Origin of the sequence: Delftia sp. DLF01 (genome assembly GCF_014852125.1) — a bacterium.
In the GTDB taxonomy this organism is placed as follows: domain Bacteria; phylum Pseudomonadota; class Gammaproteobacteria; order Burkholderiales; family Burkholderiaceae_C; genus Comamonas; species Comamonas acidovorans.
Genome location: NZ_JACVAZ010000001.1, coordinates 1,586,171 through 1,611,552, shown reverse-complemented (window position 1 = coordinate 1,611,552; position 25,382 = coordinate 1,586,171). Strand labels below are relative to the sequence as shown.

23 protein-coding genes and 4 tRNA genes are annotated in these 25,382 nt (G+C 64.9%); 4 read left to right on the top strand and 23 right to left on the bottom strand.

All coding sequences use genetic code 11. The features are described 5' to 3' along the window. Positions 1–17: 17 nt before the first annotated feature. Positions 18–1,064: a quinone-dependent dihydroorotate dehydrogenase gene (locus tag IB269_RS07170; protein WP_013802216.1), complete on the top strand. Its 1,047-nt coding sequence runs from the start codon at positions 18–20 to the stop codon at positions 1,062–1,064. 157 nt (positions 1,065–1,221) lie between these two features. On the opposite strand, the gene IB269_RS07165 is transcribed toward IB269_RS07170, so the two are convergent. From IB269_RS07165 to uvrB, 17 genes are all read right to left on the bottom strand, one after another. Continuing rightward, positions 1,222–1,593 carry a hypothetical protein gene (locus IB269_RS07165; RefSeq protein WP_192366756.1) on the bottom strand — a complete coding sequence of 124 codons (372 nt, stop codon included), beginning with the start codon at positions 1,591–1,593 and terminating at the stop codon, positions 1,222–1,224. 2 nt (positions 1,594–1,595) lie between these two features. Further along, positions 1,596–2,015, bottom strand: a complete 420-nt coding sequence (locus IB269_RS07160) for a phage holin family protein (protein WP_192366755.1) — start codon at positions 2,013–2,015, stop codon at positions 1,596–1,598. Between the two features lie 8 nt (positions 2,016–2,023). Then, a complete protein-coding gene (locus IB269_RS07155) occupies positions 2,024–2,335 on the bottom strand; it encodes a DUF883 domain-containing protein (protein WP_012205816.1) in 312 nt (103 codons plus the stop codon). A gap of 202 nt (positions 2,336–2,537) precedes the next feature. Further along, positions 2,538–3,638, bottom strand: a complete 1,101-nt coding sequence (locus IB269_RS07150) for an NAD(P)/FAD-dependent oxidoreductase (RefSeq protein ID WP_192366754.1) — start codon at positions 3,636–3,638, stop codon at positions 2,538–2,540. Between the two features lie 159 nt (positions 3,639–3,797). After that, positions 3,798–3,872: transfer RNA gene (locus tag IB269_RS07145), tRNA-Val, on the bottom strand. A 38-nt stretch (positions 3,873–3,910) separates the two neighbouring features. Then, a tRNA-Val gene (locus tag IB269_RS07140) sits at positions 3,911–3,985 on the bottom strand. 38 nt (positions 3,986–4,023) lie between these two features. Further along, positions 4,024–4,098 (bottom strand) — tRNA-Val (locus IB269_RS07135). A 37-nt stretch (positions 4,099–4,135) separates the two neighbouring features. Beyond that, positions 4,136–4,210 (bottom strand) — tRNA-Val (locus IB269_RS07130). 42 nt (positions 4,211–4,252) lie between these two features. Continuing rightward, positions 4,253–4,969, bottom strand: a complete 717-nt coding sequence (gene dnaQ / locus IB269_RS07125; protein ID WP_034394212.1) for a DNA polymerase III subunit epsilon — start codon at positions 4,967–4,969, stop codon at positions 4,253–4,255. A 10-nt stretch (positions 4,970–4,979) separates the two neighbouring features. Next, positions 4,980–5,318: an ISC system 2Fe-2S type ferredoxin gene (gene fdx / locus IB269_RS07120; RefSeq protein ID WP_013802212.1), complete on the bottom strand. Its 339-nt coding sequence runs from the start codon at positions 5,316–5,318 to the stop codon at positions 4,980–4,982. Between the two features lie 25 nt (positions 5,319–5,343). Beyond that, entirely contained in the window at positions 5,344–7,212 is a 1,869-nt protein-coding gene (hscA, locus tag IB269_RS07115; RefSeq protein WP_192366753.1) for a Fe-S protein assembly chaperone HscA, read from the bottom strand. 84 nt (positions 7,213–7,296) lie between these two features. Further along, entirely contained in the window at positions 7,297–7,815 is a 519-nt protein-coding gene (gene hscB / locus IB269_RS07110; protein ID WP_012205821.1) for a Fe-S protein assembly co-chaperone HscB, read from the bottom strand. 117 nt (positions 7,816–7,932) lie between these two features. Next, positions 7,933–8,256, bottom strand: coding sequence for an iron-sulfur cluster assembly protein IscA (gene iscA / locus IB269_RS07105; protein ID WP_012205822.1), 324 nt, complete (start codon positions 8,254–8,256; stop codon positions 7,933–7,935). Between the two features lies 1 nt (position 8,257). After that, on the bottom strand, positions 8,258–8,656 hold the full coding sequence (gene iscU / locus IB269_RS07100) for a Fe-S cluster assembly scaffold IscU (RefSeq protein ID WP_012205823.1): 399 nt from the start codon (positions 8,654–8,656) through the stop codon (positions 8,258–8,260). Between the two features lie 43 nt (positions 8,657–8,699). Further along, positions 8,700–9,920, bottom strand: a complete 1,221-nt coding sequence (locus IB269_RS07095; protein ID WP_012205824.1) for an IscS subfamily cysteine desulfurase — start codon at positions 9,918–9,920, stop codon at positions 8,700–8,702. A 134-nt stretch (positions 9,921–10,054) separates the two neighbouring features. Then, on the bottom strand, positions 10,055–10,591 hold the full coding sequence (gene iscR / locus IB269_RS07090) for a Fe-S cluster assembly transcriptional regulator IscR (protein WP_012205825.1): 537 nt from the start codon (positions 10,589–10,591) through the stop codon (positions 10,055–10,057). A gap of 225 nt (positions 10,592–10,816) precedes the next feature. Next, positions 10,817–12,904, bottom strand: coding sequence for an excinuclease ABC subunit UvrB (gene uvrB / locus IB269_RS07085; RefSeq protein ID WP_043782068.1), 2,088 nt, complete (start codon positions 12,902–12,904; stop codon positions 10,817–10,819). A gap of 128 nt (positions 12,905–13,032) precedes the next feature. Between uvrB and IB269_RS07080 the strand changes: the two genes are divergently transcribed. From IB269_RS07080 to IB269_RS07070, 3 genes are all read left to right on the top strand, one after another. Continuing rightward, the gene (locus IB269_RS07080) at positions 13,033–14,229 is read left to right on the top strand and encodes an amino acid aminotransferase (RefSeq protein WP_012205827.1); all 1,197 of its coding nucleotides are present in this window, start codon (positions 13,033–13,035) and stop codon (positions 14,227–14,229) included. Positions 14,230–14,422: 193 nt separating this feature from the next. Continuing rightward, positions 14,423–15,421: a CoA transferase gene (locus IB269_RS07075; protein WP_192366752.1), complete on the top strand. Its 999-nt coding sequence runs from the start codon at positions 14,423–14,425 to the stop codon at positions 15,419–15,421. 332 nt (positions 15,422–15,753) lie between these two features. Then, a complete protein-coding gene (locus IB269_RS07070; RefSeq protein WP_013802207.1) occupies positions 15,754–18,216 on the top strand; it encodes an EAL domain-containing protein in 2,463 nt (820 codons plus the stop codon). 13 nt (positions 18,217–18,229) lie between these two features. On the opposite strand, the gene IB269_RS07065 is transcribed toward IB269_RS07070, so the two are convergent. From IB269_RS07065 to IB269_RS07040, 6 genes are all read right to left on the bottom strand, one after another. Beyond that, a complete protein-coding gene (locus IB269_RS07065; protein WP_192366751.1) occupies positions 18,230–20,725 on the bottom strand; it encodes a YgiQ family radical SAM protein in 2,496 nt (831 codons plus the stop codon). 75 nt (positions 20,726–20,800) lie between these two features. Continuing rightward, positions 20,801–21,793, bottom strand: a complete 993-nt coding sequence (locus IB269_RS07060; RefSeq protein ID WP_043822934.1) for an AraC family transcriptional regulator — start codon at positions 21,791–21,793, stop codon at positions 20,801–20,803. A 67-nt stretch (positions 21,794–21,860) separates the two neighbouring features. After that, positions 21,861–22,100, bottom strand: a complete 240-nt coding sequence (locus tag IB269_RS07055; protein ID WP_013802204.1) for a hypothetical protein — start codon at positions 22,098–22,100, stop codon at positions 21,861–21,863. After that, positions 22,097–23,833 carry an FAD-dependent monooxygenase gene (locus IB269_RS07050; RefSeq protein ID WP_192366750.1) on the bottom strand — a complete coding sequence of 579 codons (1,737 nt, stop codon included), beginning with the start codon at positions 23,831–23,833 and terminating at the stop codon, positions 22,097–22,099. The genes IB269_RS07055 and IB269_RS07050 overlap by 4 nt, the downstream gene beginning before the upstream one ends. Before the next feature lie 101 nt (positions 23,834–23,934). Continuing rightward, positions 23,935–24,801: a helix-turn-helix transcriptional regulator gene (locus tag IB269_RS07045; RefSeq protein WP_063325428.1), complete on the bottom strand. Its 867-nt coding sequence runs from the start codon at positions 24,799–24,801 to the stop codon at positions 23,935–23,937. 224 nt (positions 24,802–25,025) lie between these two features. Next, positions 25,026–25,196, bottom strand: a complete 171-nt coding sequence (locus IB269_RS07040) for a hypothetical protein (protein ID WP_012205835.1) — start codon at positions 25,194–25,196, stop codon at positions 25,026–25,028. Positions 25,197–25,382 lie beyond the last annotated feature (186 nt).

The window sequence follows — 25,382 nt, the reverse complement described above, 5'->3', positions numbered from 1 at the left end:
ATCCTTTGATTATCCCCATGTCTCTGATCCCCTACGCCCTGACCCGTCCCTTTCTCTTCGGCATGGACCCCGAATCCGCCCACGATCTCACGATGAACCTGATGGCAAAGGGGCAGAACACGCTCCTGCAGCAGGCGTGGGCACAGCCCATGGTGAGTGACCCCGTCGAGCTTGCCGGCCTCAAGTTCCCCAACCGCGTGGGCATGGCAGCGGGTCTGGACAAGAACGCGCGCTGCATCGACGCGCTGGCCGCCATGGGATTCGGCTTCGTCGAGGTGGGCACCGTGACACCCCGCCCGCAGCCGGGCAACCCCAAGCCGCGCATGTTCCGCATTCCCGAACGCAATGCGCTGATCAACCGCCTGGGCTTCAACAACGAAGGCCTGGATGCCTTCCTGAGCAACGTCAAGCGCTCGCAGGCCCGCGCCCAGGGCAAACCCATGCTGCTGGGGCTGAACATCGGCAAGAACGCCACCACTCCCATCGAAGATGCCACCAGCGACTATCTCAAGGCGCTGGACGGCGTGTACCCGCATGCCGACTACGTGACGGTGAACATCAGCTCGCCCAACACCAAGAACCTGCGCGCCCTGCAAAGCGACGAAGCGCTGGACGCCCTGCTGGGTGCGATTGCCGAGCGCCGCGAGCAACTGGCCACGCAGCATGGCAAGCGGGTGCCGGTGTTCGTGAAGATCGCACCCGACCTGGATGAAGAGCAGGTCGGCGTCATCGCCGCCACACTGCAGCGCCATGGCATGGATGGTGTGATCGCCACCAACACCACGATCAGCCGGGAAGCCGTCAAGGGCCTGCCCCACGCGCAGGAAACGGGCGGCCTGTCCGGTGCGCCGGTGCTGGAGGCCAGCAACCAGGTCATCCGCCAGCTGCGTTCCGCCCTGGGCAGCCGCTACCCCATCATCGGCGTGGGCGGCATTCTCAGCGGCGAAGATGCCGTCAGCAAAATCCGCGCAGGCGCCGACGTGGTCCAGATCTACAGCGGCCTGATCTACCGAGGCCCTGCCCTGGTGCCCGAGACCGCACGCGCCATAGCCCAGCTGCGTTGAGGCCCGTGCCAGACAGGTGGCTGGCTGGCCGTTTCGAGCCAAGGCAGCTGAGTCAAGACACCACACAGCCAGTGCTGGCGCACTGAACGCAGAACGCGAAAACGCCCGGCATGCCGGGCGTTTTCTTTCTTTGGGAGAGAAGCAGGCTTCTCGGCCCTCAACCCCTGCGCTGCTGCCAGCGCAGGATCAGGGGCATGACGGTGGTACCGAATCGCAGCAGCTTGCGCGGGCCCACCATCAGTGCGGCACCGGCCGCCACGGCCACGGCCACAGGATGCAGGCGCGCAAAGGTGATGGCACGCTCCACCAGCGGTGCATCGGGCTGCACATGGGTGGCAGAGCGGCTCAATGCCCGGGCCTGGGCCACGGCCGCAGAGCGCGCCTTGAGGCGCTCGCGCTGCTGGGCAATGCGTTGCATCACCTGCTGCTGCTCAACGGTGGATGTGAACCAGAGCTCCGCATTGAGCCCCGTGGGCGCGGGTGGCGTGACAGCGTTGCGGGACGGGGAAGCGTTGGAAGCATCGACCATGGCTACAGCCTCTTCTTCAGCGCCTGCCAGTCCTGGCTCAGCTCGTTGCGGGTAAGGATGAAGGGGCGGGCCAGGCGGCGCACGGCAGCAAGCAATTGCCACAGGGCAATGGCCCAGACCGCCAGCCAGCCACCGCCCACCAGCCAGCCCACCAGCACGCGGTGCTCGGTGTCCCAGAACTGCACGAGCAAGGCCACCGACAGCGTGAGCATGACCACGACGCTGAGTCCAGCAAGCGCAATCAGCATCACGACCACCGTCTGCATGCTGCGCTTGTGCTCGGCCCATTCAAGCCGCGCGAGATCCGTGCGGTCTTCTGCGGCAATGGCCAGCTCGATCACGGAAGCGCGCCAGCGCGCCACCCAGGCATCCAAACCCAGAAGGGAAATCCAATTCACAGGCATCCTTTTCTGGTCAGGCATGCCGCTGATCAGCGACGACCCAGCAGGAAGCCCAGCAAGGCGCCCATGGCAAGGGCCGCGCCTGCGACGCGCCACGGCTCATCGTGGGCGTAGCGATCGGCAGCGTAGGCGGCATCCTTGGCCTGGCGGGCCGCTTCCTGCGCCGCACGCACCGCGGACTCACGCACATTGGACATGCCATCATCGATACGCTGGCGCAGCATATGGATTTCCGGCACGGCATCCAGCTCCTTGGCAGACAGCAGACCACGCAGGTCGCCGACCAGTTTTTCAAGATCGGCTTGTGCGGTGGAGACGGTGTCAGTGATCGATTTCGTCATGATGAGCCTTTCTATTGAGGTGAAAACAAATACAGCGGGGAGCAGGCAATCATGTCGCCCGATACCTGTCACGCAACATGGGCAAGGCCCTTGTTACATGCAAGCATCTTATCCAATTGTTCCGGGGCTTCCGGGAAGCGAGGGGGCCTGAGCCTTGTCAGACAAGGCCTGCCGTGGCCGTGTGTCGTGAACCGGCAGATCCTCAGGCCAGCAATTGCGCCACGTGCGCGCCAATGGCCAGGCAACTGGTCAATCCCGGTGACTCGATGCCCAGCAGTTGCACCACGCCCGCAACGCCGTGGGTCTGAGGCCCCTGAATCACGAAGTCTGCGGCGGCCTCGCCGGGGCCGCTGATCTTGGGGCGGATGCCGGCGTAGCCGGGCACCAGCGCGCCATCGGCCAGACCCGGCCAATACCGGCGGATCTCCGCGTAGAAGGCGTCGGCGCGCACGGGATCGACCTGCAGATCACCTGGGCTCTCGACCCACTGCACATCGGGGCCGAACTTGGCCTGGCCACCCATGTCCAGCGTGAGATGCACGCCCAGGCCCGCTGCCTCGGGCACGGGATAGATCAGGCGCGAGAACGGTGCCCGCCCGGACAGCGTGAAGTAGTTGCCCTTGGCATAGAAGGCCTGCGGAACAAACTGCTGCGGAAACCCCTGCAAACGGGCCGCCAGCAATGGCGCATGAAGACCTGCCGCATTGACCAGGGTGCGGGCCGTCAGTTCCGTCCCATCGGCCGTGCGCAGCCACACGCCGCCTGGATGGATGGCTGCCTCCTGCACCTCGGCATGGCAGACCACCATGCCGCCTGCGTTTTCGAGATCGCCCTGCAGGGCCAGCATCAGTGCGTGGCTGTCGATGATGCCGGTGCTGGGGGAGTGCAGTGCCGCCGCACAGTGCAGCGCGGGCTCCATGGCACGTGCCTCGGCGCCTTCAAGCCAGCGCAGGTCGTGGACGCCATTGGCTTCGGCCTTGCGTGCAATGGTCTGGAGCTGGCCGCGCTGCGCCTCATCCGTTGACACGATGAGCTTGCCGCAGCGCTGATGGGCAATGCCGCGTTCACCGCAGTAGGCGTAGAGACGCTGCCGGCCTTCGACGCACAAACGGGCTTTCAAGGAACCTTCGGGATAGTAGATGCCGGCGTGGATGACCTCGCTGTTGCGCGAGCTGGTGCCCGTGCCAATGGCTTCAGCCGCCTCCAGAACCATGACCTCCCTGCCCTGCAACGCCAGCGCCCTGGCCACCGCCAGCCCCACCACGCCCGCACCCACCACCACGCAATCGACCTGTTCGCTCATCTTGTCTGCCCTTTCGCCGTCCAGCAGCCGATTATCAGACGGCGTCAGACACGAATGCGCCACAGATCATCTGGACGCATTGGAATTTCCAGGGCCTGAGAACCATGCACCGAGCGGAAATGGAAAAGCCCTCCTGAACAGATTTCAGGAGGGCTTGATTGGTGGGTGATACATGGATCGAACATGTGACCCCTGCCGTGTGAAGGCAGTGCTCTACCGCTGAGCTAATCACCCGCGAAGCTGGCTGCTAGGCCAACTTCTTTGGAAAAAACTGGTGGGTGATACATGGATCGAACATGTGACCCCTGCCGTGTGAAGGCAGTGCTCTACCGCTGAGCTAATCACCCGCGAAGCCGGCTGCTAGGCCAACTTCTTTGGAAAAAACTGGTGGGTGATACATGGATCGAACATGTGACCCCTGCCGTGTGAAGGCAGTGCTCTACCGCTGAGCTAATCACCCGCGAAGCTGGCTGCTAGGCCAACTTCTTTGGAAAAAATGGTGGGTGATACATGGATCGAACATGTGACCCCTGCCGTGTGAAGGCAGTGCTCTACCGCTGAGCTAATCACCCATATGTCGTTACTGCGACAAGACTTAGATTATGTCATAACTTCTAGGACTGATTTTCGAAGCCGCGCCAAATTGTCTTGCCGCCGCTCGATTTGTCCATCTGCACCATCACATCCTCGTGTGCGGCCAGCTCCTGATCATTGGCGTGCACCACGCGCAGCTTGAAGCTGGCCAGATCCACCTGCGCCACGACCAGCCCACCCTCGGACTGGACAGGTTCTTCCGCCATCAACAGGGCCTCCTGGCCCCGCGTGAGGTTGATGTAGACATCGGCCAGCAGCTCCGCATCCAGCAAGGCGCCGTGCAGCGTGCGCCCGGAGTTGTCCACCTCCAGGCGATCGCACAGCGAATCGAGCGAGTTGCGCTTGCCAGGGAACATCTCCTTGGCCATGACCAGGGTGTCGATGACCCCGCTCACGCACTGGCGGATCGGCGGGCGGTTGGCGAGCTCCAACTCCTTGTTCAGGAACCCCAGGTCAAAGGGCGCATTGTGGATGATGAGCTCGGCGCCCTGCAGGTACTCCCAGATCTCCTCGACCTTGTGCTCGAAGCGCGGCTTGTCCTTGAGGAATTCGGTGGTGATGCCGTGCACGCGCAGCGCGTCCGGATGGCTGTCGCGCCCCGCATTGAAATACAGATGCAGGTTGTTGCCAGTCAGCTTGCGGTTGACCATCTCCACGCAGCCCAGCTCGATGAGCCGGTCGCCGTTGTCGGCTGACAGGCCAGTGGTTTCAGTGTCGAGAATGATTTGACGCGACATGTGCTGGCCCTCAGTGGTTTTCCTTGGCGTGATTGAGCGAGTACTTGGGAATCTCGATGGTCACGTCCTCGCGTGCCAGGATGGCCTGGCAGGACAGGCGGGACTGCGGCTGCAGACCCCAGGCGCGGTCCAGCAGGTCTTCTTCCTCTTCCTCGGCCTCGTTCAGCGAGTTGTAGCCCGCCTTGACCACCACATGGCAGGTGGTGCATGCGCAGCTCATGTCGCAGGCATGTTCGATCTTAATGTTGTTGTCCAGCAGGGCCTCGCAGATCGAGGTTCCGGCAGGCGCCTCGATTTCGGCACCCTGGGGACAGTATTCGGCGTGGGGAAGTATTTTGATAACGGGCATGACGGATCTGCTGTCGGATCAGAAATCAGGAAAGGGATTGCACGCTCTTGCCGGCCAGGGCCTGCTGGATGCTGCGGTTCATACGCTCGGCGGCGAAGGACTCCGTGCCCTTGGCCAGCGCTTGTGTCGCGGCCTCGATGACGGCGGCATCCTCGGAACCCACGCTGGCGCGCAGGGCGTCGATCAGCGCATCGATGGCTGCGCGCTGGTCCGCGGCGAGCACATCGCCATCGGCCTGCAGAGCGCTCTCGGTGGCCATCAGCATGCGATCGGCGTCGACACGTGCCTCCACCAGTGCGCGGGCCTGCATGTCCTGCTGGGCCGTGGCAAAGCCGTCCTGCAGCATGCGGGCAACCTCGTCGTCCGACAGGCCGTAAGAAGGCTTGACATGGATATGGGCCTCGACGCCACTGGTCTGCTCCTTGGCGCCTACCGACAGCAGGCCATCGGCATCCACGGTGAAGGTCACACGGATGCGGGCCGCGCCGGCCGCCATGGGCGGGATGCCGCGCAGCTCGAAACGCGCCAGGCTGCGACAGTCCGCCACCAGGTCGCGCTCGCCCTGCACCACATGGACGGCCAGGGCCGTCTGACCATCCTTGTAGGTGGTGAAGTCCTGGGCACGGGCTGTGGGAATGGTCTCGTTGCGGCTGATGATTCGCTCGACAAGGCCGCCCATGGTCTCCACGCCCAGGGACAGAGGAATCACGTCGAGCAACAGCATGTCGCCGCTGGAGCTGTTGCCAGCGAGTTGGTTGGCCTGAATGGCAGCCCCCAGCGCGACGACTTCGTCGGGGTTGAGGTTGATGAGAGGATCGCGGCCAAAGAACTCGGTCACGGCCTCGCGCACCTGGGGCATGCGGGTGGAACCGCCGACCAGCACCACGCCCTGCACTTCGTCGCGCGCCAGCCCTGCGTCCTTGAGCGCGCGGCGCACGGCCGCCAGCGAACGTGCCGTCAGATGGGCCGTGCTCGCATCGAAATCGCTGCGCTTTACATCGAAATGCACAGCGCCGGCAGACAGCTCGGCCGTCAGCGTTGCGACCTGTGCATCCGTCAATGCCTGCTTGCAAAGGCGTGCCGCCATACGCCAGCGCGCCTTGTCTTCGGCCGTCTGGGGAACCACGCCGGTCTGCTGGGCCACCCACTCGGCCAAAGCCGCATCGTAGTCGTCACCCCCCAGGGCCGAATCGCCGCCAGTGGAGACGACTTCGAACACACCCTGGGACAGACGCAGGATAGAAATATCGAAAGTGCCGCCACCCAGGTCGTAGACGGCGTATACGCCTTCGGAGCCGTTGTCCAGGCCGTAGGCAATGGCTGCAGCCGTGGGCTCGTTGATCAGGCGCAGCAGGTTGATGCCGGCGAGCTTTGCCGCATCCTTGGTGGCCTGGCGTTGTGCATCGTCAAAGTAGGCGGGCACGGTGATGACGGCGCCATGGATGTCGTCATTGAAGGTGTCTTCGGCACGGAAACGCAGCATGGCCAAGATTTCGGCACTGACCTCCACGGCTGTCTTGGTGCCATCGACGGTCTCGATCCCGATCACGCCACGGCCGGCCTCCTGCTCCGCAAAGCGGTAAGGCAGCTTTTCCGGCGAATCGATGTCAGCCAGCGTGCGGCCCATGAAGCGCTTGGCCGAGGCAATGGTGTTGCCCGCATCGGTAGACAGTGCAGCCTGGGCGGCGTGGCCGATCTCACGACGGCCCTGGGGCAGATAGCGCACGACAGAAGGCAGCAGCACTCGGCCCTGGTCATCCGGCAGGCATTCGGCCACGCCATTGCGGACAGCGGCGACCAGCGAATGCGTGGTGCCCAGATCGATGCCCACGGCAATGCGCCGCTGGTGGGGATCGGGGGACTGACCGGGTTCGGAAATCTGCAAAAGCGCCATGAAAATACTCGGGGAAATTGCAGGTCCGGGCCGGCCGGCCTGCCTTGTGAATGAGGGTCTCTCGTGGGAGGTGCGGATCGCGGGTTATTGTCCCAGTTGATCGCGGCGACGCTCTATGTCCTGCGCAAATCGCGCAACAAACATGAGGGCTCTGACCTGCTGCACAGCCGCCTGCGCATCGTGCAGTTCATCCAGCTGACGACCGCATTCAGCCAGCATGCTCTTTCTCGCCTGCAGCACCTCGTCGTCCAGCGCATCCAGGGCGGCCTCGTCCTGCGCCTCTTCCAACGCCTCGCGCCACTCCATTTGCTGCATCAGAAAGGCGGTGGGCATGGACGTGTTGTCCTCGGCACGCACGGGTGCACCCAGCAATTCGCAGAGATACGCTGCGCGCCTGAGTGGTTCTTTCAACCGCTGATAGGCCTCGTTGATGCGCACCGACCATTGCATGGCCACGCGCTGCGCGGCGGCTCCCTGCGAAGCAAAGCGGTCAGGGTGGGCCTCGCGCTGCAACTCCTTCCAGCGCGCGTCAATGGTGCTGCGCTCCTGCGCAAATTGGCGCGGCAGCGCAAACAGCTCGAAATCGTCCGATTGCAGGTTCATGTCGATAAAAAGCCGCCAGCACCGAAGCGAAGGCGGCCTCTTGAGGGAGTAGAAGAAATCAGGGTCTGCCGGGCATGCCTCCAGGCCACAAAAGCCCGGCCGCCCGGCAGATGCCGGTCAGATGCGAAAGCTCTCGCCGCAACCGCAGCGATCACGCTCGTTGGGGTTGTGGAACTTGAAGCCTTCGTTCAAGCCCTCACGCACGAAATCCAGCTCCGTGCCGTCGATATAGGCCAGGCTCTTGGGATCGACCAGCACCTTGATGCCGTGGTCCTCGAAGATCACGTCCTCGGGCAATTGCTCGTCCACATACTCCAGCTTGTAGGCCAGGCCAGAGCAGCCCGTGGTCTTGACCCCGAGGCGCACGCCGATACCCTTGCCGCGGCGCGACAGGTAGCGGCTCACGTGGCGTGCCGCAGAATCGGTCAGCGAGATCGCCATATCAGGCGGCCACCACCGCAGTGCGCTTGGCACGGTAGTCATCGACTGCTGCCTTGATGGCGTCTTCGGCCAGGATGGAGCAGTGCACCTTGACGGGAGGCAGAGCCAGCTCTTCGGCGATCTGGCTGTTCTTCAGCGCAGCCGCCTCATCCAGCGTCTTGCCCTTGACCCACTCGGTCACCAGCGAAGACGAGGCAATCGCGGAACCGCAGCCATAGGTCTTGAAACGCGCGTCCTCGATGACGCCGGTTTCGGGGTTGACCTTGATCTGCAGCTTCATCACGTCGCCGCAGGCAGGAGCGCCGACCATGCCGGTGCCCACCGATTCGTCGTTCTTGTCGAACGAGCCCACGTTGCGGGGATTTTCGTAGTGGTCTACCACTTTGTCGGAATAAGCCATGATGTCTACCTCTTCAATACTTGATTCGCGTGCCGGCCAATGCTCAGTGAGCCGCCCATTGGATGGTGCTGAGATCGATGCCGTCCTTGAACATCTCCCACAGCGGGCTGAGTTCGCGCAGCTTGACCACATTGGTGCGGATGGTGCTGATCGCGTAGTCGATTTCCTCTTCGGTCGTGAAGCGGCCGATCGTCATGCGCAGGCTGCTGTGCGCCAGTTCGTCGCTGCGGCCAAGTGCACGCAGCACATAGCTGGGCTCCAGGCTGGCCGACGTACAGGCCGATCCCGAGGACACCGCCAGACCCTTGATGCCCATGATGAGCGACTCGCCTTCGACGAAGTTGAAGCTCATGTTCAGGTTCTGCGGCACACGGTGCTCCATGCTGCCGTTGATGAAGACCTGCTCCAGATCCTTCAAGCCGTTGAGCAGACGCTGCTGCAGCGCGTAGGCCTTGGCGTTGCTTTCAGCCATTTCTTCCTTGGCAATGCGGAAGGCCTCGCCCATGCCGACGATCTGGTGCGTAGGCAGCGTGCCCGAGCGCATGCCGCGCTCATGGCCACCACCGTGGATCTGAGCTTCCAGACGCACACGTGGCTTGCGGCGCACATACAGGGCACCCACGCCCTTGGGGCCATAGGTCTTGTGCGCGGTCATGCTCATCAGGTCCACCGGCAGCTTGGACATGTCGATCTCCACGCGGCCCGTTGCCTGCGCGGCATCCACATGGAACAGGATGCCCTTTTCACGGCACAGCGCGCCGATGGTGGGAATGTCTTGGATGACGCCGATTTCGTTGTTCACGAAGAGCACGCTGACCAAAATGGTGTCGGGGCGCAGCGCGGCCTTGAATGCCTCGATGTCGAGCAGGCCATCAGGCTGCACGTCCATGTAGGTCACCTCAAAGCCCTGGCGCTCGAGTTCACGCATGGTGTCGAGCACGGCCTTGTGCTCGGTCTTGAGCGTGATCAGGTGCTTGCCCTTGCCCTGGTAGAAATGCGCCGCGCCCTTGATGGCCAGGTTGATGGACTCGGTGGCACCGCTGGTCCAGACAATCTCACGGGGATCCGCGCCGATCAGGTCTGCGACCTGGCCGCGGGCCTTCTCGATGGCCTCCTCGGCTTCCCAACCCCAGGCATGACTGCGCGATGCGGCGTTGCCGAAATGCTCACGCAGCCAAGGAATCATGGCGTCCACCACGCGAGGGTCCACGGGGGTGGTCGCGCCATAGTCGAGATAGATGGGGAAATGCGGGGTCATGTCCATGACTGGCTCTTATCAAGGTTCAGGCTGGCAAAAAACGGGAAGGCGATGAACTCCGGTGAATCCATCCAGGCGGGCAACACCGCGCCACACAGCCATGCGCGGCGGCGCCCTGCCCTCAGGGTGTCAAAAGTCGATCAGGACTTGGCGAAGGCGTTGCCCAGCGCGAATACCGAGTTCGGGGCATTCACACGGATGGGCTTGACCACGGGAGCCGTGGAAATCGCGCGGCGCACCACGGGCTTGTCCTCGATCTGGATGCCCTTGGCCAGTTGTTCGTCCACAAGCTTTTGCAGCGTCACGGAATCGAGGAACTCGACCATGCGCTGGTTCAGTGCGGCCCACAGCTCATGCGTCATGCAGCGGCCGGCTTCGCCCAGGCAATTTTCCTTGCCGCCACACTGGGTGGCGTCAATGGGTTCGTCCACGGAGACGATGATGTCGGCCACGGTGATGTCGCCAGCCTTGCGGGCGAGCGTGTAGCCGCCGCCGGGTCCACGGGTGGACTCGACGAGTTCATGGCGGCGCAGCTTGCCGAACAGCTGTTCCAGATACGACAGGGAAATCTGTTGCCGCTGGCTGATGGCTGCCAGCGTGACAGGGCCATTGTTCTGGCGCAGGGCCAGATCGATCATGGCAGTGACCGCAAAACGGCCTTTGGTGGTGAGACGCATTACGAGCTCCTTCAGTCAGGCTTGTACGTTACAGAAACACCCGCTCCAGCGATTTGACTGGAGTTGGGCACAGTCTCCGCCCTTACTCCGTCCTGTTCAAAAGGTTCAGAGCCCTTCTTTTCATCGAAGTTTTTGTTGTTGTTGAGTGTTGACCCTTAGTGTACCACATTCCCCATCAATTTTGTCGGGTAACAGGAGCTAACGGGCTTCAGACCAGGCGCCGCCTCAGGAAACCTGCACGGATGAGCCCCCGAACAGTTGCTCCTTGAGCAGCGCCAGCTGATCGCGCACCCGCGCAGCCTGTTCGAACTCCAGGCTGCGCGCATGTTCGAGCATCTGCTTCTCCAGACGCTTGATTTCCTTGGCCACATCTTTTTCGGACATGTCCTCGACACGCGCTCTTTCGAGCTGATTGGCCTGCAGGCGTTCCGCTTCCTTGCCACTTTTTTCGCTGTAGACACCATCAATCAGGTCTTTCACCCGCTTGACAATCTGCTTGGGTTCGATTCCGTTTTCCTCGTTGAAGCTTATTTGCTTGGCACGGCGTCGCTCGGTCTCGCCGATGGCCTTCTTCATGGACTCCGTGACACGGTCCGCATAGAGGATGGCCTTGCCATGCAGGTTGCGCGCGGCGCGGCCGATTGTCTGGATGAGACTGCGTTCGGCGCGAAGAAAGCCTTCCTTGTCGGCATCGAGGATGGCGACCAGCGAGACTTCGGGGATGTCCAGCCCCTCGCGCAGCAGGTTGATGCCCACGAGCACGTCGAAGACACCCAGGCGCAGGTCACGAATGATCTCCACACGCTCCACCGTTTCCACGTCGGAGTGCAGATAGCGCACCTTGACGCCGTTTTCACTCAGGTAGTCGGTGAGTTGCTCGGCCATGCGCTTGGTCAGCGTGGTGATGAGAACGCGCTCCGTGCGTTCGACGCGCAGGCGGATTTCCTGCAGCACGTCGTCCACCTGATTGGTGGCCGGGCGTACTTCGATTTCAGGATCGATGAGGCCTGTGGGGCGAACGACCTGGTCCACGACCTGGCCCGAGTGGGTCTTCTCGTAGTCTGCTGGCGTGGCGGAGACAAAGATGACCTGGCGCATGCGCTGCTCGAATTCCTCGAATTTGAGCGGCCGGTTGTCCAGCGCCGAAGGCAACCGAAAGCCGTATTCCACCAGCGTGGTCTTGCGCGAGCGGTCGCCGCTGTACATGGCGTTGAGCTGGCCGATCATCTGGTGACTCTCGTCCAGGAACATGAGGGCGTCGCCGGGCAGGTAGTCGGTCAGGGTGCTGGGCGGCTCGCCGGGTGCGGCGCCTGAGAGGTGGCGGGTGTAGTTCTCGATGCCCTTGCAGTGGCCGACCTCGGTGAGCATCTCCAGATCGAAGCGTGTGCGCTGCTCCAGGCGCTGGGCCTCGACCAGCTTGCCGTCTCCCACCAGTTGCTTGAGCCGCTCGGCCAGCTCCAGCTTGATGGTTTCCACGGCGGCCAGCACCTTGTCGCGCGGCGTGACGTAGTGGCTGCTGGGGTAGACGGTGAAGCGCGGAATGCTCTGGCGCACGCGACCCGTGAGCGGGTCGAACAGTTGCAGGCTTTCGACCTCGTCGTCGAAGAGTTCGATGCGGATGGCCAGCTCGGAATGCTCGGCGGGGAAGACGTCGATGGTGTCGCCGCGCACGCGGAACTTGCCCCGGCTGAAGTCCTGGTCATTGCGCTGGTACTGCATGCGGATCAGTTGCGCGATAACGTCGCGCTGGTTGATGCGGTCGCCGGTGCGCAGCGTCATGATCATGCGGTGGTAGCTTTCGGGCTCCCCGATGCCGTAGATGGCCGAGACCGTGGCGACGATGACCACGTCGCGCCGCTCCATCAGGCTTTTGGTGCACGACAGCCGCATCTGCTCGATGTGCTCGTTGATGGCGCTGTCCTTTTCGATGAACAGGTCGCGCTGGGGCACATAGGCCTCGGGCTGGTAGTAGTCGTAGTAGCTGACGAAGTATTCGACGGAGTTCTTGGGAAAGAACTCGCGGAATTCGCTGTACAGCTGCGCTGCCAGCGTCTTGTTGGGCGCGAAGACAATGGCCGGGCGGCCCAGGCGGGCAATCACGTTGGCCATGGTGAAGGTCTTGCCCGAGCCCGTCACGCCCAGCAGGGTCTGGAAGGATTCGCCGTCCTGGATGCCTTCGACCAGCTTTTCAATGGCGGCGGGCTGATCGCCGGCCGGCGGATAGGGCTGAAACAGCTCGAAGGGGGAGTCCGCGAAATGCACGAACTGGCCGGAGGCCTCGGGTGCTGGAGAGGAATCAGAGACTTCGTGCATGACGTGGGTTCGCAAAAGTGAGTATCGGCCGGCGAGATCGCTAGAATTCATGGGTTAACCCGAAAGCCTACCGTAGCTTGGGGCTAGCCGCGTTTTTTCCACCTCCCAAGACATCCCAAGGACGCTTCATGTCTCTGTTTACCGCCGTCGAAATGGCCCCCCGCGACCCCATCCTGGGTCTGAACGAGCAGTTCGCTGCCGACACCAACCCCAGCAAGGTGAATCTGGGCGTGGGCGTGTACTTCGACGACAACGGCAAGTTGCCCCTGCTCGAATGCGTGCAGGCCGCCGAGAAGGCGATGATGGACAAGCCCACGGCCCGCGGCTACCTGCCCATCGACGGCATCGCTGCCTATGATGCCGCAGTCAAGGGCCTGGTGTTCGGCGCCGAGTCCGACGTCGTCAAGTCCGGCCGCGTGTCCACGGTGCAGGCCATCGGCGGCACCGGCGGCCTGAAGATCGGCGCCGACTTCCTCAAGAAGATCAGCCCCGCCGCCAAGGTGCTGATCTCCGACCCGAGCTGGGAAAACCACAAGGCCATCTTCACCAATGCAGGCTTCGAAGTGGGCACCTATGCCTACTACGACGCAGTCAACCGCAAGGTGAACTTCGAAGGCATGCTGGCCGACCTGAACGCGGCCGCCGCCGGCACCATCGTGGTGCTGCACGCCTGCTGCCACAACCCGACCGGCTATGACATCACGGCCGAGCAGTGGGACCAGGTGATCGCCGCCGTCAAGGCCAAGGGTCTGGTGGCCTTCCTCGACATGGCCTACCAGGGCTTTGGCCACGGCATTGCCGAAGACGGCGCCGTGATCGGCAAGTTCGTGGCCGCCGGCCTGAACATCTTCGTCTCGACCTCGTTCTCCAAGAGCTTCAGCCTGTACGGCGAGCGCGTGGGCGCGCTGTCGGTGGTGGCCAACGACAAGGAAGAAGCGGCCCGCGTGCTGAGCCAGCTCAAGATCGTCATCCGCACCAACTACTCCAACCCGCCCACCCATGGTGGCGCCGTGGTGGCCGCCGTGCTGAACAACCCCGAGCTGCGCGCACTGTGGGAAAAGGAACTGGGCGAGATGCGCGTGCGCATCAAGGCCATGCGCCAGAAGCTGGTTGACGGCCTGAAGGCTGCCGGTGTCCAGCAGGACATGGGCTTCATCACCACCCAGATCGGCATGTTCAGCTACTCCGGCCTGAGCAAGGACCAGATGGTGCGCCTGCGCACCGAGTTCGGCGTCTACGGCACGGATACGGGCCGTATGTGCGTGGCCGCGCTCAACAGCAAGAACATCGACTACGTCTGCCAGTCGATCGCCAAGGTGGTCTGACCCCCACCCCGGCTGCCCGGCCATGCGCCGGGTTTGCAGACATGCCGCCAACGGTGCATTGCCCTGGCGGCATTTTCTTTTTCCGGGCGGCTTTTGCATCCTCACCGTCCGGTATGCGCCAGGCCCTTGGAGGCATGGGTGCGATCATGCGTGCAGTTGAAACACCGAATGCACAACGAGACGCTCCATTCCCATGCCCGATCACGCGCCTCCTGAACCCATTGCGCTACACGCGCCCCTCTCCTCTTCCCCCACCAACGGGCTGCCGTTGTCGGGCGTGCGCATCCTGAGCCTGGCCCTGAATCTGCCCGGCCCCGCCGCCCTGATGCGCTGTGCCGCCATGGGCGCGCAGTGCAGCAAGCTGGAGCCTCCGTCTGCACAGCCAGCTGCGACCGGTGCGGCCGGTACAGCCGGTGTGGCCGGTGCAGACCCGATGGCGCACTACAGCCCGCAAGCCTATGCCGATATGCACCAGGGCATTGCGGTGTGGCAGGCACAGCTCAAGAGCGAGGAAGGACAGGCGGCGCTGCACGATGCGCTGGATGCGGCCGACATCCTGCTCACCTCGTTCCGCCCCGCCGCACTCGCCAAGCTGGGGCTGGACTGGGCGTCGCTGCAGCAGCGCCATCCTCAGCTGTCGCTGGTGCGCATCGTCGGCAGCGCGGGAGCCCTGGCCGACGTGCCGGGCCATGACCTGACCTACCAGGCCGAGGCGGGGCTGGTAAAGGGCGGCGCCATGCCACCCAGCCTGTTTGCCGACATGGCCGGTGCGCTGATGGCCAGCGAAGCCGTGCTCAAGGCCTGGCTGCTGCGCCAGCGCAGCGGCCACGGCAGTCTCCAGGAAACAGGCCTGGCCCAGGCCGCGCAGTGGCTGGCTTTGCCCTGGCATTGGGGCCTGACCCGGCCCGACGGCGATGTGGGCGGTGCGCACGCAGGCTATCGCGTCTACGCCTGCGCCGATGGATCGGTGGCCGTGGCGGCCCTGGAGCCGCATTTCGCGGCCCGCCTGTGCGCCGTGGCGTCGGTGAATGGCGATGGCAGCATCGCCAGCATGCGCAGCCCCGCCATGCATGCAGCCCTGCAAGCCTTCCTGGCCTCCTTGTCCTGCGCCGAGCTGGCAGACCTGGCCGCGCAGCACGATCTGCCCCTGCACCCTCTTCCCGGCCCACCCCAGGCACAGCCTCGCTTGTAGGCGGACACCTAAAAGCACCACCTGCCCGCAACCTACAAGCCGCGCAGGTCATGGCTGGCCGCAGCGTGCGGGCACGCTGCGGCCAATGACCCTCTTTACCGTAATAGCCCGCTCCTCTTAAATCGGAGTTGCGCATACAACCGGACAACCCGAACACATCTGGAAACACCCATAATCGGCTTATCTGGAGGCAGCCCCATGGTTCGAGAACATCCATCAACCGCCCGGATATCCGGGACGCGTCAGCCACCCAGCCATACGGCGCCAGTTCTGCGGCGCATTGGCGCCAGCGCCTGAGCCGCCCACACGGCCAACCCTCCCCGGCTCCACCCATGCAAAGCCAGCCCCCAGCCCATGTGCCGGTACTGCAGCTGGTGCAGCGCATCTGGCCCCTGGTGCTGGTGGTCGTGGTGCTGGTGGTCATGGCCAGCGGCAGCCTGTACCTTGTGTCTGCCGTGCGCGCCTTCGTGGCCGGAGAAAGCCTGTGGTCCAAGGCACAGAAGGACGCCATCTACGCCCTGAGCCGCTATGTGGACAGCGGCTCGGCGCGCGACATGGCGCGCTTCGAGCAGGCCATGGCCATTCCCGCGGGCGACTGGCAGGCGCGCATGGCGCTGGACGATGTGCCAGCCAGGGTCAAGGATGCGCGTGCCGGCATTCTTCTGGGAGGCAACCACCCTGACGATGCCGAGGCGCTGATCTGGCTCATGCAGACCTTCCGCCATGTCGAGCTTCTGGAAGAGCCTTATCGCTACTGGAAACAAGGCGATCAGTATCTGCAGCAGCTCGACAGGCTGGCCCAGGAGATAGAGCAGCGCCACGCCGTGGGCAGCGTCAGCGCCGAGGACGCCATCACCTGGAAGCGCGAGATCGAGCAGATCAACGCCGGCGTCACACCGGCCACCCAGCAGTTCAGCGCCTCGCTGGGCCGCAGTTCACGGCAGATGGTGATGTGGCTGCAGGGCATCCATCTGGTGCTGGGTGTGGCGCTGATCCTGGTGGCGCTCTGGCATACGCGGCGCATGCTGCAGCAGCGCCAGCAGGTGCAAAACGACCTGCTGACGGAAAAGGAAAGGGCCCAGACCACGCTGGCCTCGCTGGGCGACGCCGTGATCACCACGGACGCCCAGGGCGTGGTGGACTATGCCAACCCCGCCGCGCTGGGCCTGCTGGGCAGCAGCGAGCAGCAGCTCAAGGGCCAGCACCTGGCCAAGGGCCTGCATTTCAACAGCATCGACACCACCCAGACCGCGGAAAGCCTGCTGGCCCATTTGCTGTCGGGCCAGCAATTGCGCGAGGAGCACACGCGCTGGCTGCGGCGCCATGACCGCAGCATCGTGCCGGTCAAGCTCATGGGGTCGGCCATCAGCGGCGGCGGGGAGCGCCCGGCCGGTGCGGTGATCGTGCTCAGGGATGTCTCGCGCGAGCAGCAGTATCTGGACCAACTGTCTTGGCATGCCAGCCACGACGGGCTGACCGGGCTGGAGAACCGCGTCGAGTTCGAGCGCCGGCTGCAGCGCCTGCTCAACCAGGGCCAGCACAGGCTGCGGCCCTCGGCCGTGCTGTACATGGACCTGGACCAGTTCAAGCTCATCAACGAGACCTGCGGCCACCCGGCGGGCGACGAGATGCTGTGCGAGGTCAGCCGCCTGCTGCTGCACAACCTGCGCGAGACCGACACCCTCGCGCGGCTGGGCGGAGATGAATTCGGCGTTCTTCTGGAGAACTGCCCGCCCGAGCCCGCCCTGCGCATTGCCGAGAAGCTGCGCCAGGCGACCGAGGCCCTGCACGTGCACTGGGGCAAGCAGGTGCTGCGCACGGGGCTGAGCATCGGCCTGGTGCACATCGGCGGCGAGGTCCAGTCGGCCCAGGACCTGCTGCGCATGGCCGACATGGCCTGCTACCGCGCCAAGGAGCGCGGCCGCAACCGCATCTACGTCTACCGCAGCGACGATGGCGAGTACACCCGCCACGTCAGCGAGATGGAATGGGTGACACGCATACGCATGGCGCTGGAGCAGGAGCGCTTTTGCCTGTACGCCCAAAGCATTGCACCGCTGCAGCCCGACGGCCAGCGGGGCCTGCATTTCGAGGTGCTGCTGCGGCTGCGCGACGAGCAGGGCCAGATCATCTCGCCGGCCACCTTCATTCCTGCTGCCGAGCGCTACGGCATCATGCCCACGGTGGACCGCTGGGTGATCGCCAGAACGCTGGCCACGCTGGCCCAGCATCCGGCCGCACTGCGCCACATCGACACCTGCGCCATCAACCTGTCAGGCCCCAGCCTGGATGACGACGGGCTGCTGGACTTCGTGCAGAAACAGCTGAGCACGCATGGCATTGCGCCGCAGCTGCTGTGCTTCGAGATCACGGAGACCAGCGCCATCGCCAGCCTGTCCAGTGCCACCAGGCTGATCCAGGCCCTGCGCACCCTGGGCTGCCGCTTTGCGCTGGATGACTTTGGCGTGGGCATGTCCTCGCTGACCTATCTGAAGCAGCTGCCCGTGGACTATCTGAAGATCGACGGCGGCTTTGTGCGCGACATGCTCCAGGACCCCAGCAACCACGCCATGGTGGAGATGATCAACCGCATAGGCCACATTCTGGGCAAGCGCACCGTGGCCGAGTATGTGGAAACCCGCGAGATCGCCCAGGCCCTTCAGGCCGTGGGCGTGGACTATGCACAGGGCTTTGCCCTGGCACGGCCCGTGCCGCTGGACACGCATTACTTTGAAAGCGGCGCCCAGGCCGCCCGCCGCGAATGGCAGGGCACGCTGGCGCCGGCCGCCAGCTAGAGGCAAAGGCGCGTCAGCGCGGCTTGCGACCGCCCGGCGCCGCCTTGCGGCCTGAACCGGCAGCGCCCGCAGAACGGGCAGGACCGCCCACACCGGGGCGCGGCGGCAGGCCCGTGTGCTGGGTCAGCATGCGGCCCGGCTGGGGCTGGCTGGAACGGAAACGCACATCGCCCGCAGGCTCGCGCGACTCTGCCAGCACCTTGCCCGGCCCGGCATTCTTGCCGCCGGCCTTGTTGAGGGCGTAGGCCTTGCCTTGCTGGGACACCACGGCACGTGCGGCCACACCCGTGCCCTGCGTGCTGTTCTTGCGGCGCGCGCTCTGGTAGCCGCCATCGACCAGGGGCTGGAAGGTGGGGATCAGGTGCTGCTTGCCGTTGCCGATGAGGTCGGCACGGCCCATGGCCTTCAAGGCCTCGCGCAGCAGCGGCCAGTTGTTCGGGTCGTGGTAGCGCAGAAACGCCTTGTGCAGGCGCCGGCGCTTTTCACCGCGCACGATGTCCACCGACTCCTCGTTCACGTCGCGCATCTCGCGGCGCACCTTGGTCAGCGTGTTGCGGCCAGAGTGGTACATGGCCGTGGCCGTGGCCATGGGGCTGGGATAGAAGGTCTGCACCTGGTCGGCGCGGAATCCGTTCTTCTTCAGCCAGATGGCGAGGTTCATCATGTCCTCGTCGCTGGTGCCCGGGTGGGCCGCGATGAAGTACGGAATCAGGTACTGCTTCTTGCCCGCTTCCTCGCTGAACTGCTCGAACATCTGCTTGAAGCGGTCATAGCTGCCGATGCCGGGCTTCATCATCTTGGTCAGCGGCCCGGACTCGGTGTGCTCGGGCGCAATCTTCAGGTAGCCGCCCACATGGTGCTGCACCAGCTCCTTGACGTACTCGGGCGACTTCACGGCCAGGTCGTAGCGCAGGCCCGAGCCGATCAGGATCTTCTTGATGCCCGGCAGATTGCGCGCGCGGCGGTAGATCTTGACCAGCGGGGCGTGGTCGGTGTGCAGGTTCTGGCAGATGCCGGGGAACACGCAGCTGGGCTTGCGGCAGGCGGCCTCGATCTCGGGGCTCTTGCAGCCCAGGCGGTACATGTTGGCCGTGGGGCCGCCCAGGTCGGAGATGGTGCCGGTGAAGCCCTTGACCTTGTCGCGGATGTCCTCGACCTCCTGGATGATGGACTCCTCGGAACGGCTCTGGATGATGCGGCCCTCATGCTCGGTGATGGAGCAGAAGGTGCAGCCGCCGAAACAGCCGCGCATGATGTTGACCGAGGTGCGGATCATCTCCCAGGCCGGGATCTTGGTCTCACCCTCATGGCTGCCGCTGGCGTCGGCATAGCTGGGATGGGGGCTGCGTGCATAGTGCAGGCCGAAGACCCAGTCCATCTCGGCCGTGGTCAGCGGAATGGGGGGCGGGTTAAGCCACACATCGCGCGCGGTCACGCCCTCGCCGTGGGCCTGGACCAGGGCGCGGGCGTTGCCGGGGTTGGTCTCCAGGTGCAGCACGCGGTTGGCGTGTGCGTAGAGGATGGGATCGGCCTTGACCTGCTCGTAGCTGGGCAGGCGCAGCACGGTCTTGTCGCGCGGCGGCTGCTTGCCCTTGCCGCGCAGCGACGGATTGGGCACGAACTGGATGGTCTGAACGGCGGCGACCGAGGCACCGTCCGGCTTCGCGGCGGCATCACCCTCTTCCTTGGAGCAGGTCTGGCCCTGGGCCTCGGCCTGCTCGCTGGTGGTCATGTAGGGGTTGATGTGGGGCTCGACCACGCCGGGCTCGTCCACCACGGAGGAGTCCAGCTCGAACCAGCCCGCTTCCGACTCGCGGCGGAAGAAGGCCGTGCCGCGCACATCGGTAATGCTTTCCACAGGCTCGCGAGCGGCCAGGCGGTGGGCCACCTCGACCAGGGCGCGTTCGGCGTTGCCGTACAGCAGGATGTCGCACTTGCTGTCCACCACGATGGAGCGACGCACCTTGTCGCTCCAATAGTCGTAGTGGGCGATGCGGCGCAGGCTGCCCTCGATGCCGCCGAGCACGATGGGCACGTCCTTGTATGCCTCACGGCAGCGCTGGCTGTAGACAATGGCCGCGCGGTCGGGGCGCTTGCCGCCCACGTCACCCGGCGTGTAGGCATCGTCGGAGCGGATCTTGCGATCGGCCGTGTAGCGGTTGATCATCGAATCCATGTTGCCCGCCGTCACGCCCCAGAACAGGTTGGGACGGCCCAGGGCCTTGAAGGCCTCGGCGCTCTGCCAGTCGGGCTGGGCAATGATGCCCACGCGAAAGCCCTGCGCCTCCAGCACCCGGCCGATCACCGACATGCCGAAGCTGGGGTGATCCACATAGGCATCGCCCGTCACCAGGATCACGTCGCAGCTGTCCCAGCCAAGCTGGTCCATCTCGGCACGGCTCATCGGCAGGAACGGGGCCGTGCCGAAGCGTTTGGCCCAGTACGGTCGGTAGCTGGTCAGCGGCTTGGCAGCGCGATGGAAAAAGGAAACGTCAACGGGGGCGTTCATGATGGGCGGTTCGGCTTCTGGGAGCCTGTGCGGAAGGAACCGGCCAGTGTACGTTTCGGCACTCAACCCTGCTGGCTAAGGGTCTTGCTCCAGCCCTCTGATACGGCCTTCCTGCTGCTGCCAGCCCGACCTCTTTGCGGCCTCCTGCGCCAGATAGGCCTTGGGCGTGTGCCCGGACCAGCGGCGGAAGGCCCGCGCAAACACCTTGGGAGAGTCGTAGCCCGCGTTCTCTGCGATGCGGGCCGATGACAGCCCGCCGGCCTCCATCTGCTGGGCGGCCAGCGCCATGCGGTGCGCCGTCAGGTAGCCGATGGGGGTGGCGCCCACCAGCTGCTTGAAACGCATGCTGAAGCGGGTGCGCGACATGCCGGCCTCGGCCGCCAGCGTCTCCACGCTCCAGCTGCGCTGCGGCTCCCGGTGCATGCAGACGATGGCGCGGGCAATGCAGGCATCGCCCAGGCCCCGCAGCCAGCCTTCACCCACGGCGGCCTCGCGCGCCAGGTGCTCGCGCAGGATGTTGACCAGCAAAAGCTCGCCCATGCGCGCGGCCGACAGGCGCCAGCCCGGACGCCGCGCCAGCGTCTCCAGCGTGAGCGACTGCATGGTGGCGGCCAGGCAATCGGCCAGCGGCAGATCGCTTGCGCGGATATGGATCAGCGGCGGCAGGATGCGGAACACCGAATGCCGGCAATAGGCTGAAAACCACAGCAGGGCCGAAAACATGTCGGTCGCCTCGCCCCCGCCGCCATGGCTGAAGACCAGCGGATTTTCGTCCTGCGGGCCTTCGGCATGGCGGGAGATCAGCCGCGAGAACAGCTCGCAGGCCATGCCCAGGTCCGAGGCCACCACATGTGCCGCGCCCATGGGCAGCATGACCAGGTCGCCCGGCTCGACCCGCAGCGGCTGCATGCCCTCCACCTGTATCCAGTAAGGCGCGCCGCGCGCCATGCGGATCATGGCGCCCGTGACGCCCGTTGACTTCAGGCTCCACGGCGCGGTCAGCGCAAAACGCGCCGTCACGGCGCGCTCTGACCGGCAAATATCGAGAACTTCGCTCAGCACATCCATGGGGTCGTGGCATCCTTGATTCCGGGCCGATGTTAGCCAGCGCCGGCCACGCAACCACCCGGCAGGGCTAGCTGTTTACCCTAGGCTGAAGATCCTGCTGCGCCGCCTGCACCAGCTCGGAGAACTGCCGGGCGCTGCCCAGCCGCTCGGCAGCCAGCAGCGCCAGCTTGACCAGAAACAGCTCGGACTGCTGCGGGCCTGCCGCGTCAATGGCCGTGGCCAGTTGGTCGTAGACGGCCTCAAGACCGGCGATATCCAGGGTGCCGGGCGATTCAAGCGTGTCGGGCGATGTGTGTGCTTGGCTCATGCCTGGGCTCCTTGCGTGCAGGTGGCGTTGTCGAGTGCGGATTGCAGGCGCCGCGCATCCAGCGCCAGCCAGCGTGCGCAGACATGCTGGTCGGGCCGCAGCAGGTAGGCGGCGCCAGAAGGTGGATCGGCGGGCACGCCATGGCGTTCGCGGCAGCGGCCCTGACTATCGGAAAGGGTCAGGTCAGCGCCCTGAACTGGCTGCGGCTGCGCCTGGCTGGAGATGGCCACGATGCGCAGGCCCACGCCGCGGCCGCGCACCACGCGGGCAACCTCGCTCAACGCGGGCGGCACGGCCGAGCCATCGGTGAAATACAGCAGGTCGAATCCGCCGCCCAGGTGGTCCAGCAGATAGTCGTCCGGCGCCAGGCACACGTTCTGCGGCGGCGCGCCATGGGCGGGGCCGCCCTTGAACAAATGGTTGTCGTCGTCCCTGCTGTTGAGGGGCGAGCGGGCGTACTCATGGGGGCGTGATGTGCGCCAGTGGTACAGCGGGCGCACGAAGGCCTGGGTGAGCGACAGCGACAGCACGGCATCGCGCAGCAGCCGGAAGCCGCGCGAAGGCGGCGCCATGAAGCGCGTGCTCTTGCCGGCCTCTTCGACAATCTCGCGCGCCGCGCCCACGCGCTCGCTGCTGTAGCTGTCCAGCAAGCGGGCCGGCGCCACGCCGCGCGCCACCAGGGCCAGGCGCCAGGCCAGGGCCTGGGCGTCCTGGAAACCGGTGTTGGCGCCGCGGACCCCGAAGATGGGCAGCAGGTGGGCCGCATCGCCCGTGAAGACCACGCGGCCATGCACGTAGTCCGGCAAGGTCAGCGCGCGCGCCGAGTAGACCGAGCTCCAGTCCATCTCCCAGGGCGTGCCGCCAAAGCCGATCATCTCCAGTTGCGCGTCGATGCGCGCCTTGAGCGATTCGGGCTGCAGTGCCTGCTGCGGATCTTCGCCCGCAGGCAACTGGTAGTCCACGCGCCAGATGCCGTGCGGCTCGCGGTGCATGAGGATGGTATTGCCGGGGTTCCACACCGGATCGAAGAAGGCCAGTCGCTCGGTGGGCAGCGGCAGGTCGATGCGGATGTCGGCAATCACGAAGCGGCCTTCGTATGACGCCCCTTCCATGACCAGGCCCATGGCCGTGCGTATGCCCGAGCGTGCGCCATCGGCTGCGACCAGCCAGTCGGCTTCCAGCGCATACGGCCCTTCGGGCGTGTCCACCTGCAGCCGCGCTTTTGCAGCCGCGCCTTCGCCAGCCTGCTCCACCCGCTCCACGCGGTTGCCCCAGCGCAACTCGATCAGCGGATGGGCCAGCACGGCATCGACCAGGTACTCCTCCAGGTACTGCTGCTGCAGGTTGGTCATGGGGAAGAAGCGGTCGTCCTCGCTGTGCGGTGCTTCCATGCGAAACACGCGCTGGCCCCGGTAGAAGGAGTTGCCAAAGCGCCATGGCAGCCCGCTGTCGCTGACCCGCCCGGCCACGCCCACTTGCTGGAGGATCTCCATGGAGCGGCGCGTGAAGACGATGGCGCGGCTGCCTTCGGAAACCTGCAGCTCGGACTCCAGCAACACGCATCGCTGCCCGTGGCGCGCCAGCTCCAGTGCCGTGGTCAGGCCTACCGGCCCCGTTCCGACGATGACGACGGGGTGCCGCTGCACCCCCGGATGCTCCGATGGCAGCCAGGGCCGATGCACCTGATAGCGGTAGTAGATGGACTGCCTGGGCTGGGCATGGGGCTGGTGCATGGGGGTCTCCGTCGTGCGTCTTGTTCAGGGCGCAGTGTAGGCAGCACCGGCTATTGCGATGTCCCCAGATGGGGACAGACTGCGGCGCCCGCCTCCGGGGCTCAGGACAGCGCCTCGGGCGCCATCAACAAGGCAAACAGCTCACGCTGCCCCTGCACGCCCAGTTTGGCGCAGACCCGCTTGAGATAGGTGCGCGCGCTGGACACGGTGATGCCCAGGCGCTGCGCCAGCCGCTCGGCATCAAGCCCCTCAATCACGCAGCGCACTACGTCCAGATCGCGCTGCGTGAGATGGGCAAAGCGCCCGGCCAGGCGCGCCAGCACCAGCCCCGCCAGATCGTCCTGCAGTGCCTGGCCCGCATAGTGCAGGCGCATGGCCTGCATGACCAGGGGCGCAAAGGCTTCGATGCGTGCGATGGACTGCGCATCAAGGCAGCCGTGCTCCTCGCCCCGGTACAGGTTCACCGCCAGCCACCGCGCGCCAGGCTGCAGGGTCAGCAGCGAGAGCCGCTCCACCAGGCGCGGCAACCCATAGCAGACATGGCGGTACTCGGGATGGCTGACATCGCAGGGGCGCTGGCGGTGCAGCCAGACGCGCGCGGGAGCCTGGGGGTCGCGCTGCTGCCGCGCAAGTTCCGCCTGCATCACGCGCTGCGCGCCGTCGAGCGGATAGAAGCGCTCGCTGTAGTCCTGCGAAATCATGGGCAGCGCCCCCGTGCGTGCCCGGTCGCCAAAACCCACGATGCGCGGACGTGATCGCCCCTGGAACGAGAAGATGGTGCACTGCGCCAGCGGCACGTGCCGGCCCAGCAAATGCAGCAACTGCCCGGCCACCTCGTCGCTGCTGGCGCTGGAGCGGCCCACCTGCTCCAGCAGCGCCGTCACATCGCCCAGGGGCACGGGCAGGCTGGCGTCGCTGGCGGAGGCAGGCGCCAGCAGCCAATGGCTGCGGGCTGTGTCAGTGCTCATGGTTCCTGCAGGAATGCAAAAAGGCCGGCGCTTCGCGCAGCCGGCCTGGGTGGGTATGTGGAACTGGAAATGATAAATCCAGCGCAGCGAGGCAAGAGCCTGCTGCGCCTGGTTCGCGGTCTGTTCGCTTGAGGGTCACCGCCTGTCGGCGGGCCGCTGCACGGTCCAGCCGGACCTGACAGCACTGATGCCGCTGCAGGCCCTTGGCCAGGCGGCACCTGCCATCACCATTCGCCGACGTTGCGGATGCGCTGGTCCAGATCCAGAGGAATGCCGCCGCCAGCGGCTTCATGGTCCTGACCAGCTTGCTCCAGCGCCATGGGCGGGGGACTGAAATGATCGCGGCCAAAGGTGTGTTCGGTGAGAACGGGATCGCGGGAAGGTGGGGTGTTCATGGTTGCGCCTCCTTGACAGAAAGCTTACTGCGAATCTTTCACGATTTCTGTAGGACAAACCTGGATGCAACCCTCTGAAGCTGAAATAACACAAGGTACGCATGCTCACAAATGTGTAGCGCTTCGTAATAAAGGCGTAATGAATCCATGCGCCAAACACCGGACCAGGGACGATCGGGTAAGCTT

What these genes read in the sequence shown, in the direction of transcription:
- IB269_RS07065 (WP_192366751.1), bottom strand. Translation starts at nt 20,725, where the DNA reads ATGAACGCCCCCGTTGACGTTTCCTTTTTCCATCGCGCTGCCAAGCCG.
- IB269_RS07170 (WP_013802216.1), top strand. Translation starts at nt 18, where the DNA reads ATGTCTCTGATCCCCTACGCCCTGACCCGTCCCTTTCTCTTCGGCATG.
- IB269_RS07095 (WP_012205824.1), bottom strand. Translation starts at nt 9,920, where the DNA reads ATGGACATGACCCCGCATTTCCCCATCTATCTCGACTATGGCGCGACC.
- iscU (WP_012205823.1), bottom strand. Translation starts at nt 8,656, where the DNA reads ATGGCTTATTCCGACAAAGTGGTAGACCACTACGAAAATCCCCGCAAC.
- IB269_RS07080 (WP_012205827.1), top strand. Translation starts at nt 13,033, where the DNA reads ATGTCTCTGTTTACCGCCGTCGAAATGGCCCCCCGCGACCCCATCCTG.
- IB269_RS07150 (WP_192366754.1), bottom strand. Translation starts at nt 3,638, where the DNA reads ATGAGCGAACAGGTCGATTGCGTGGTGGTGGGTGCGGGCGTGGTGGGG.
- IB269_RS07075 (WP_192366752.1), top strand. Translation starts at nt 14,423, where the DNA reads ATGCCCGATCACGCGCCTCCTGAACCCATTGCGCTACACGCGCCCCTC.
- IB269_RS07050 (WP_192366750.1), bottom strand. Translation starts at nt 23,833, where the DNA reads ATGCACCAGCCCCATGCCCAGCCCAGGCAGTCCATCTACTACCGCTAT.
- IB269_RS07060 (WP_043822934.1), bottom strand. Translation starts at nt 21,793, where the DNA reads ATGGATGTGCTGAGCGAAGTTCTCGATATTTGCCGGTCAGAGCGCGCC.
- IB269_RS07040 (WP_012205835.1), bottom strand. Translation starts at nt 25,196, where the DNA reads ATGAACACCCCACCTTCCCGCGATCCCGTTCTCACCGAACACACCTTT.
- dnaQ (WP_034394212.1), bottom strand. Translation starts at nt 4,969, where the DNA reads ATGTCGCGTCAAATCATTCTCGACACTGAAACCACTGGCCTGTCAGCC.
- IB269_RS07155 (WP_012205816.1), bottom strand. Translation starts at nt 2,335, where the DNA reads ATGACGAAATCGATCACTGACACCGTCTCCACCGCACAAGCCGATCTT.
- IB269_RS07045 (WP_063325428.1), bottom strand. Translation starts at nt 24,801, where the DNA reads ATGAGCACTGACACAGCCCGCAGCCATTGGCTGCTGGCGCCTGCCTCC.
- fdx (WP_013802212.1), bottom strand. Translation starts at nt 5,318, where the DNA reads ATGCCCGTTATCAAAATACTTCCCCACGCCGAATACTGTCCCCAGGGT.
- hscA (WP_192366753.1), bottom strand. Translation starts at nt 7,212, where the DNA reads ATGGCGCTTTTGCAGATTTCCGAACCCGGTCAGTCCCCCGATCCCCAC.
- hscB (WP_012205821.1), bottom strand. Translation starts at nt 7,815, where the DNA reads ATGAACCTGCAATCGGACGATTTCGAGCTGTTTGCGCTGCCGCGCCAA.
- IB269_RS07160 (WP_192366755.1), bottom strand. Translation starts at nt 2,015, where the DNA reads ATGCCTGACCAGAAAAGGATGCCTGTGAATTGGATTTCCCTTCTGGGT.
- IB269_RS07055 (WP_013802204.1), bottom strand. Translation starts at nt 22,100, where the DNA reads ATGAGCCAAGCACACACATCGCCCGACACGCTTGAATCGCCCGGCACC.
- uvrB (WP_043782068.1), bottom strand. Translation starts at nt 12,904, where the DNA reads ATGCACGAAGTCTCTGATTCCTCTCCAGCACCCGAGGCCTCCGGCCAG.
- IB269_RS07165 (WP_192366756.1), bottom strand. Translation starts at nt 1,593, where the DNA reads ATGGTCGATGCTTCCAACGCTTCCCCGTCCCGCAACGCTGTCACGCCA.
- iscA (WP_012205822.1), bottom strand. Translation starts at nt 8,256, where the DNA reads ATGGCGATCTCGCTGACCGATTCTGCGGCACGCCACGTGAGCCGCTAC.
- IB269_RS07070 (WP_013802207.1), top strand. Translation starts at nt 15,754, where the DNA reads ATGCAAAGCCAGCCCCCAGCCCATGTGCCGGTACTGCAGCTGGTGCAG.
- iscR (WP_012205825.1), bottom strand. Translation starts at nt 10,591, where the DNA reads ATGCGTCTCACCACCAAAGGCCGTTTTGCGGTCACTGCCATGATCGAT.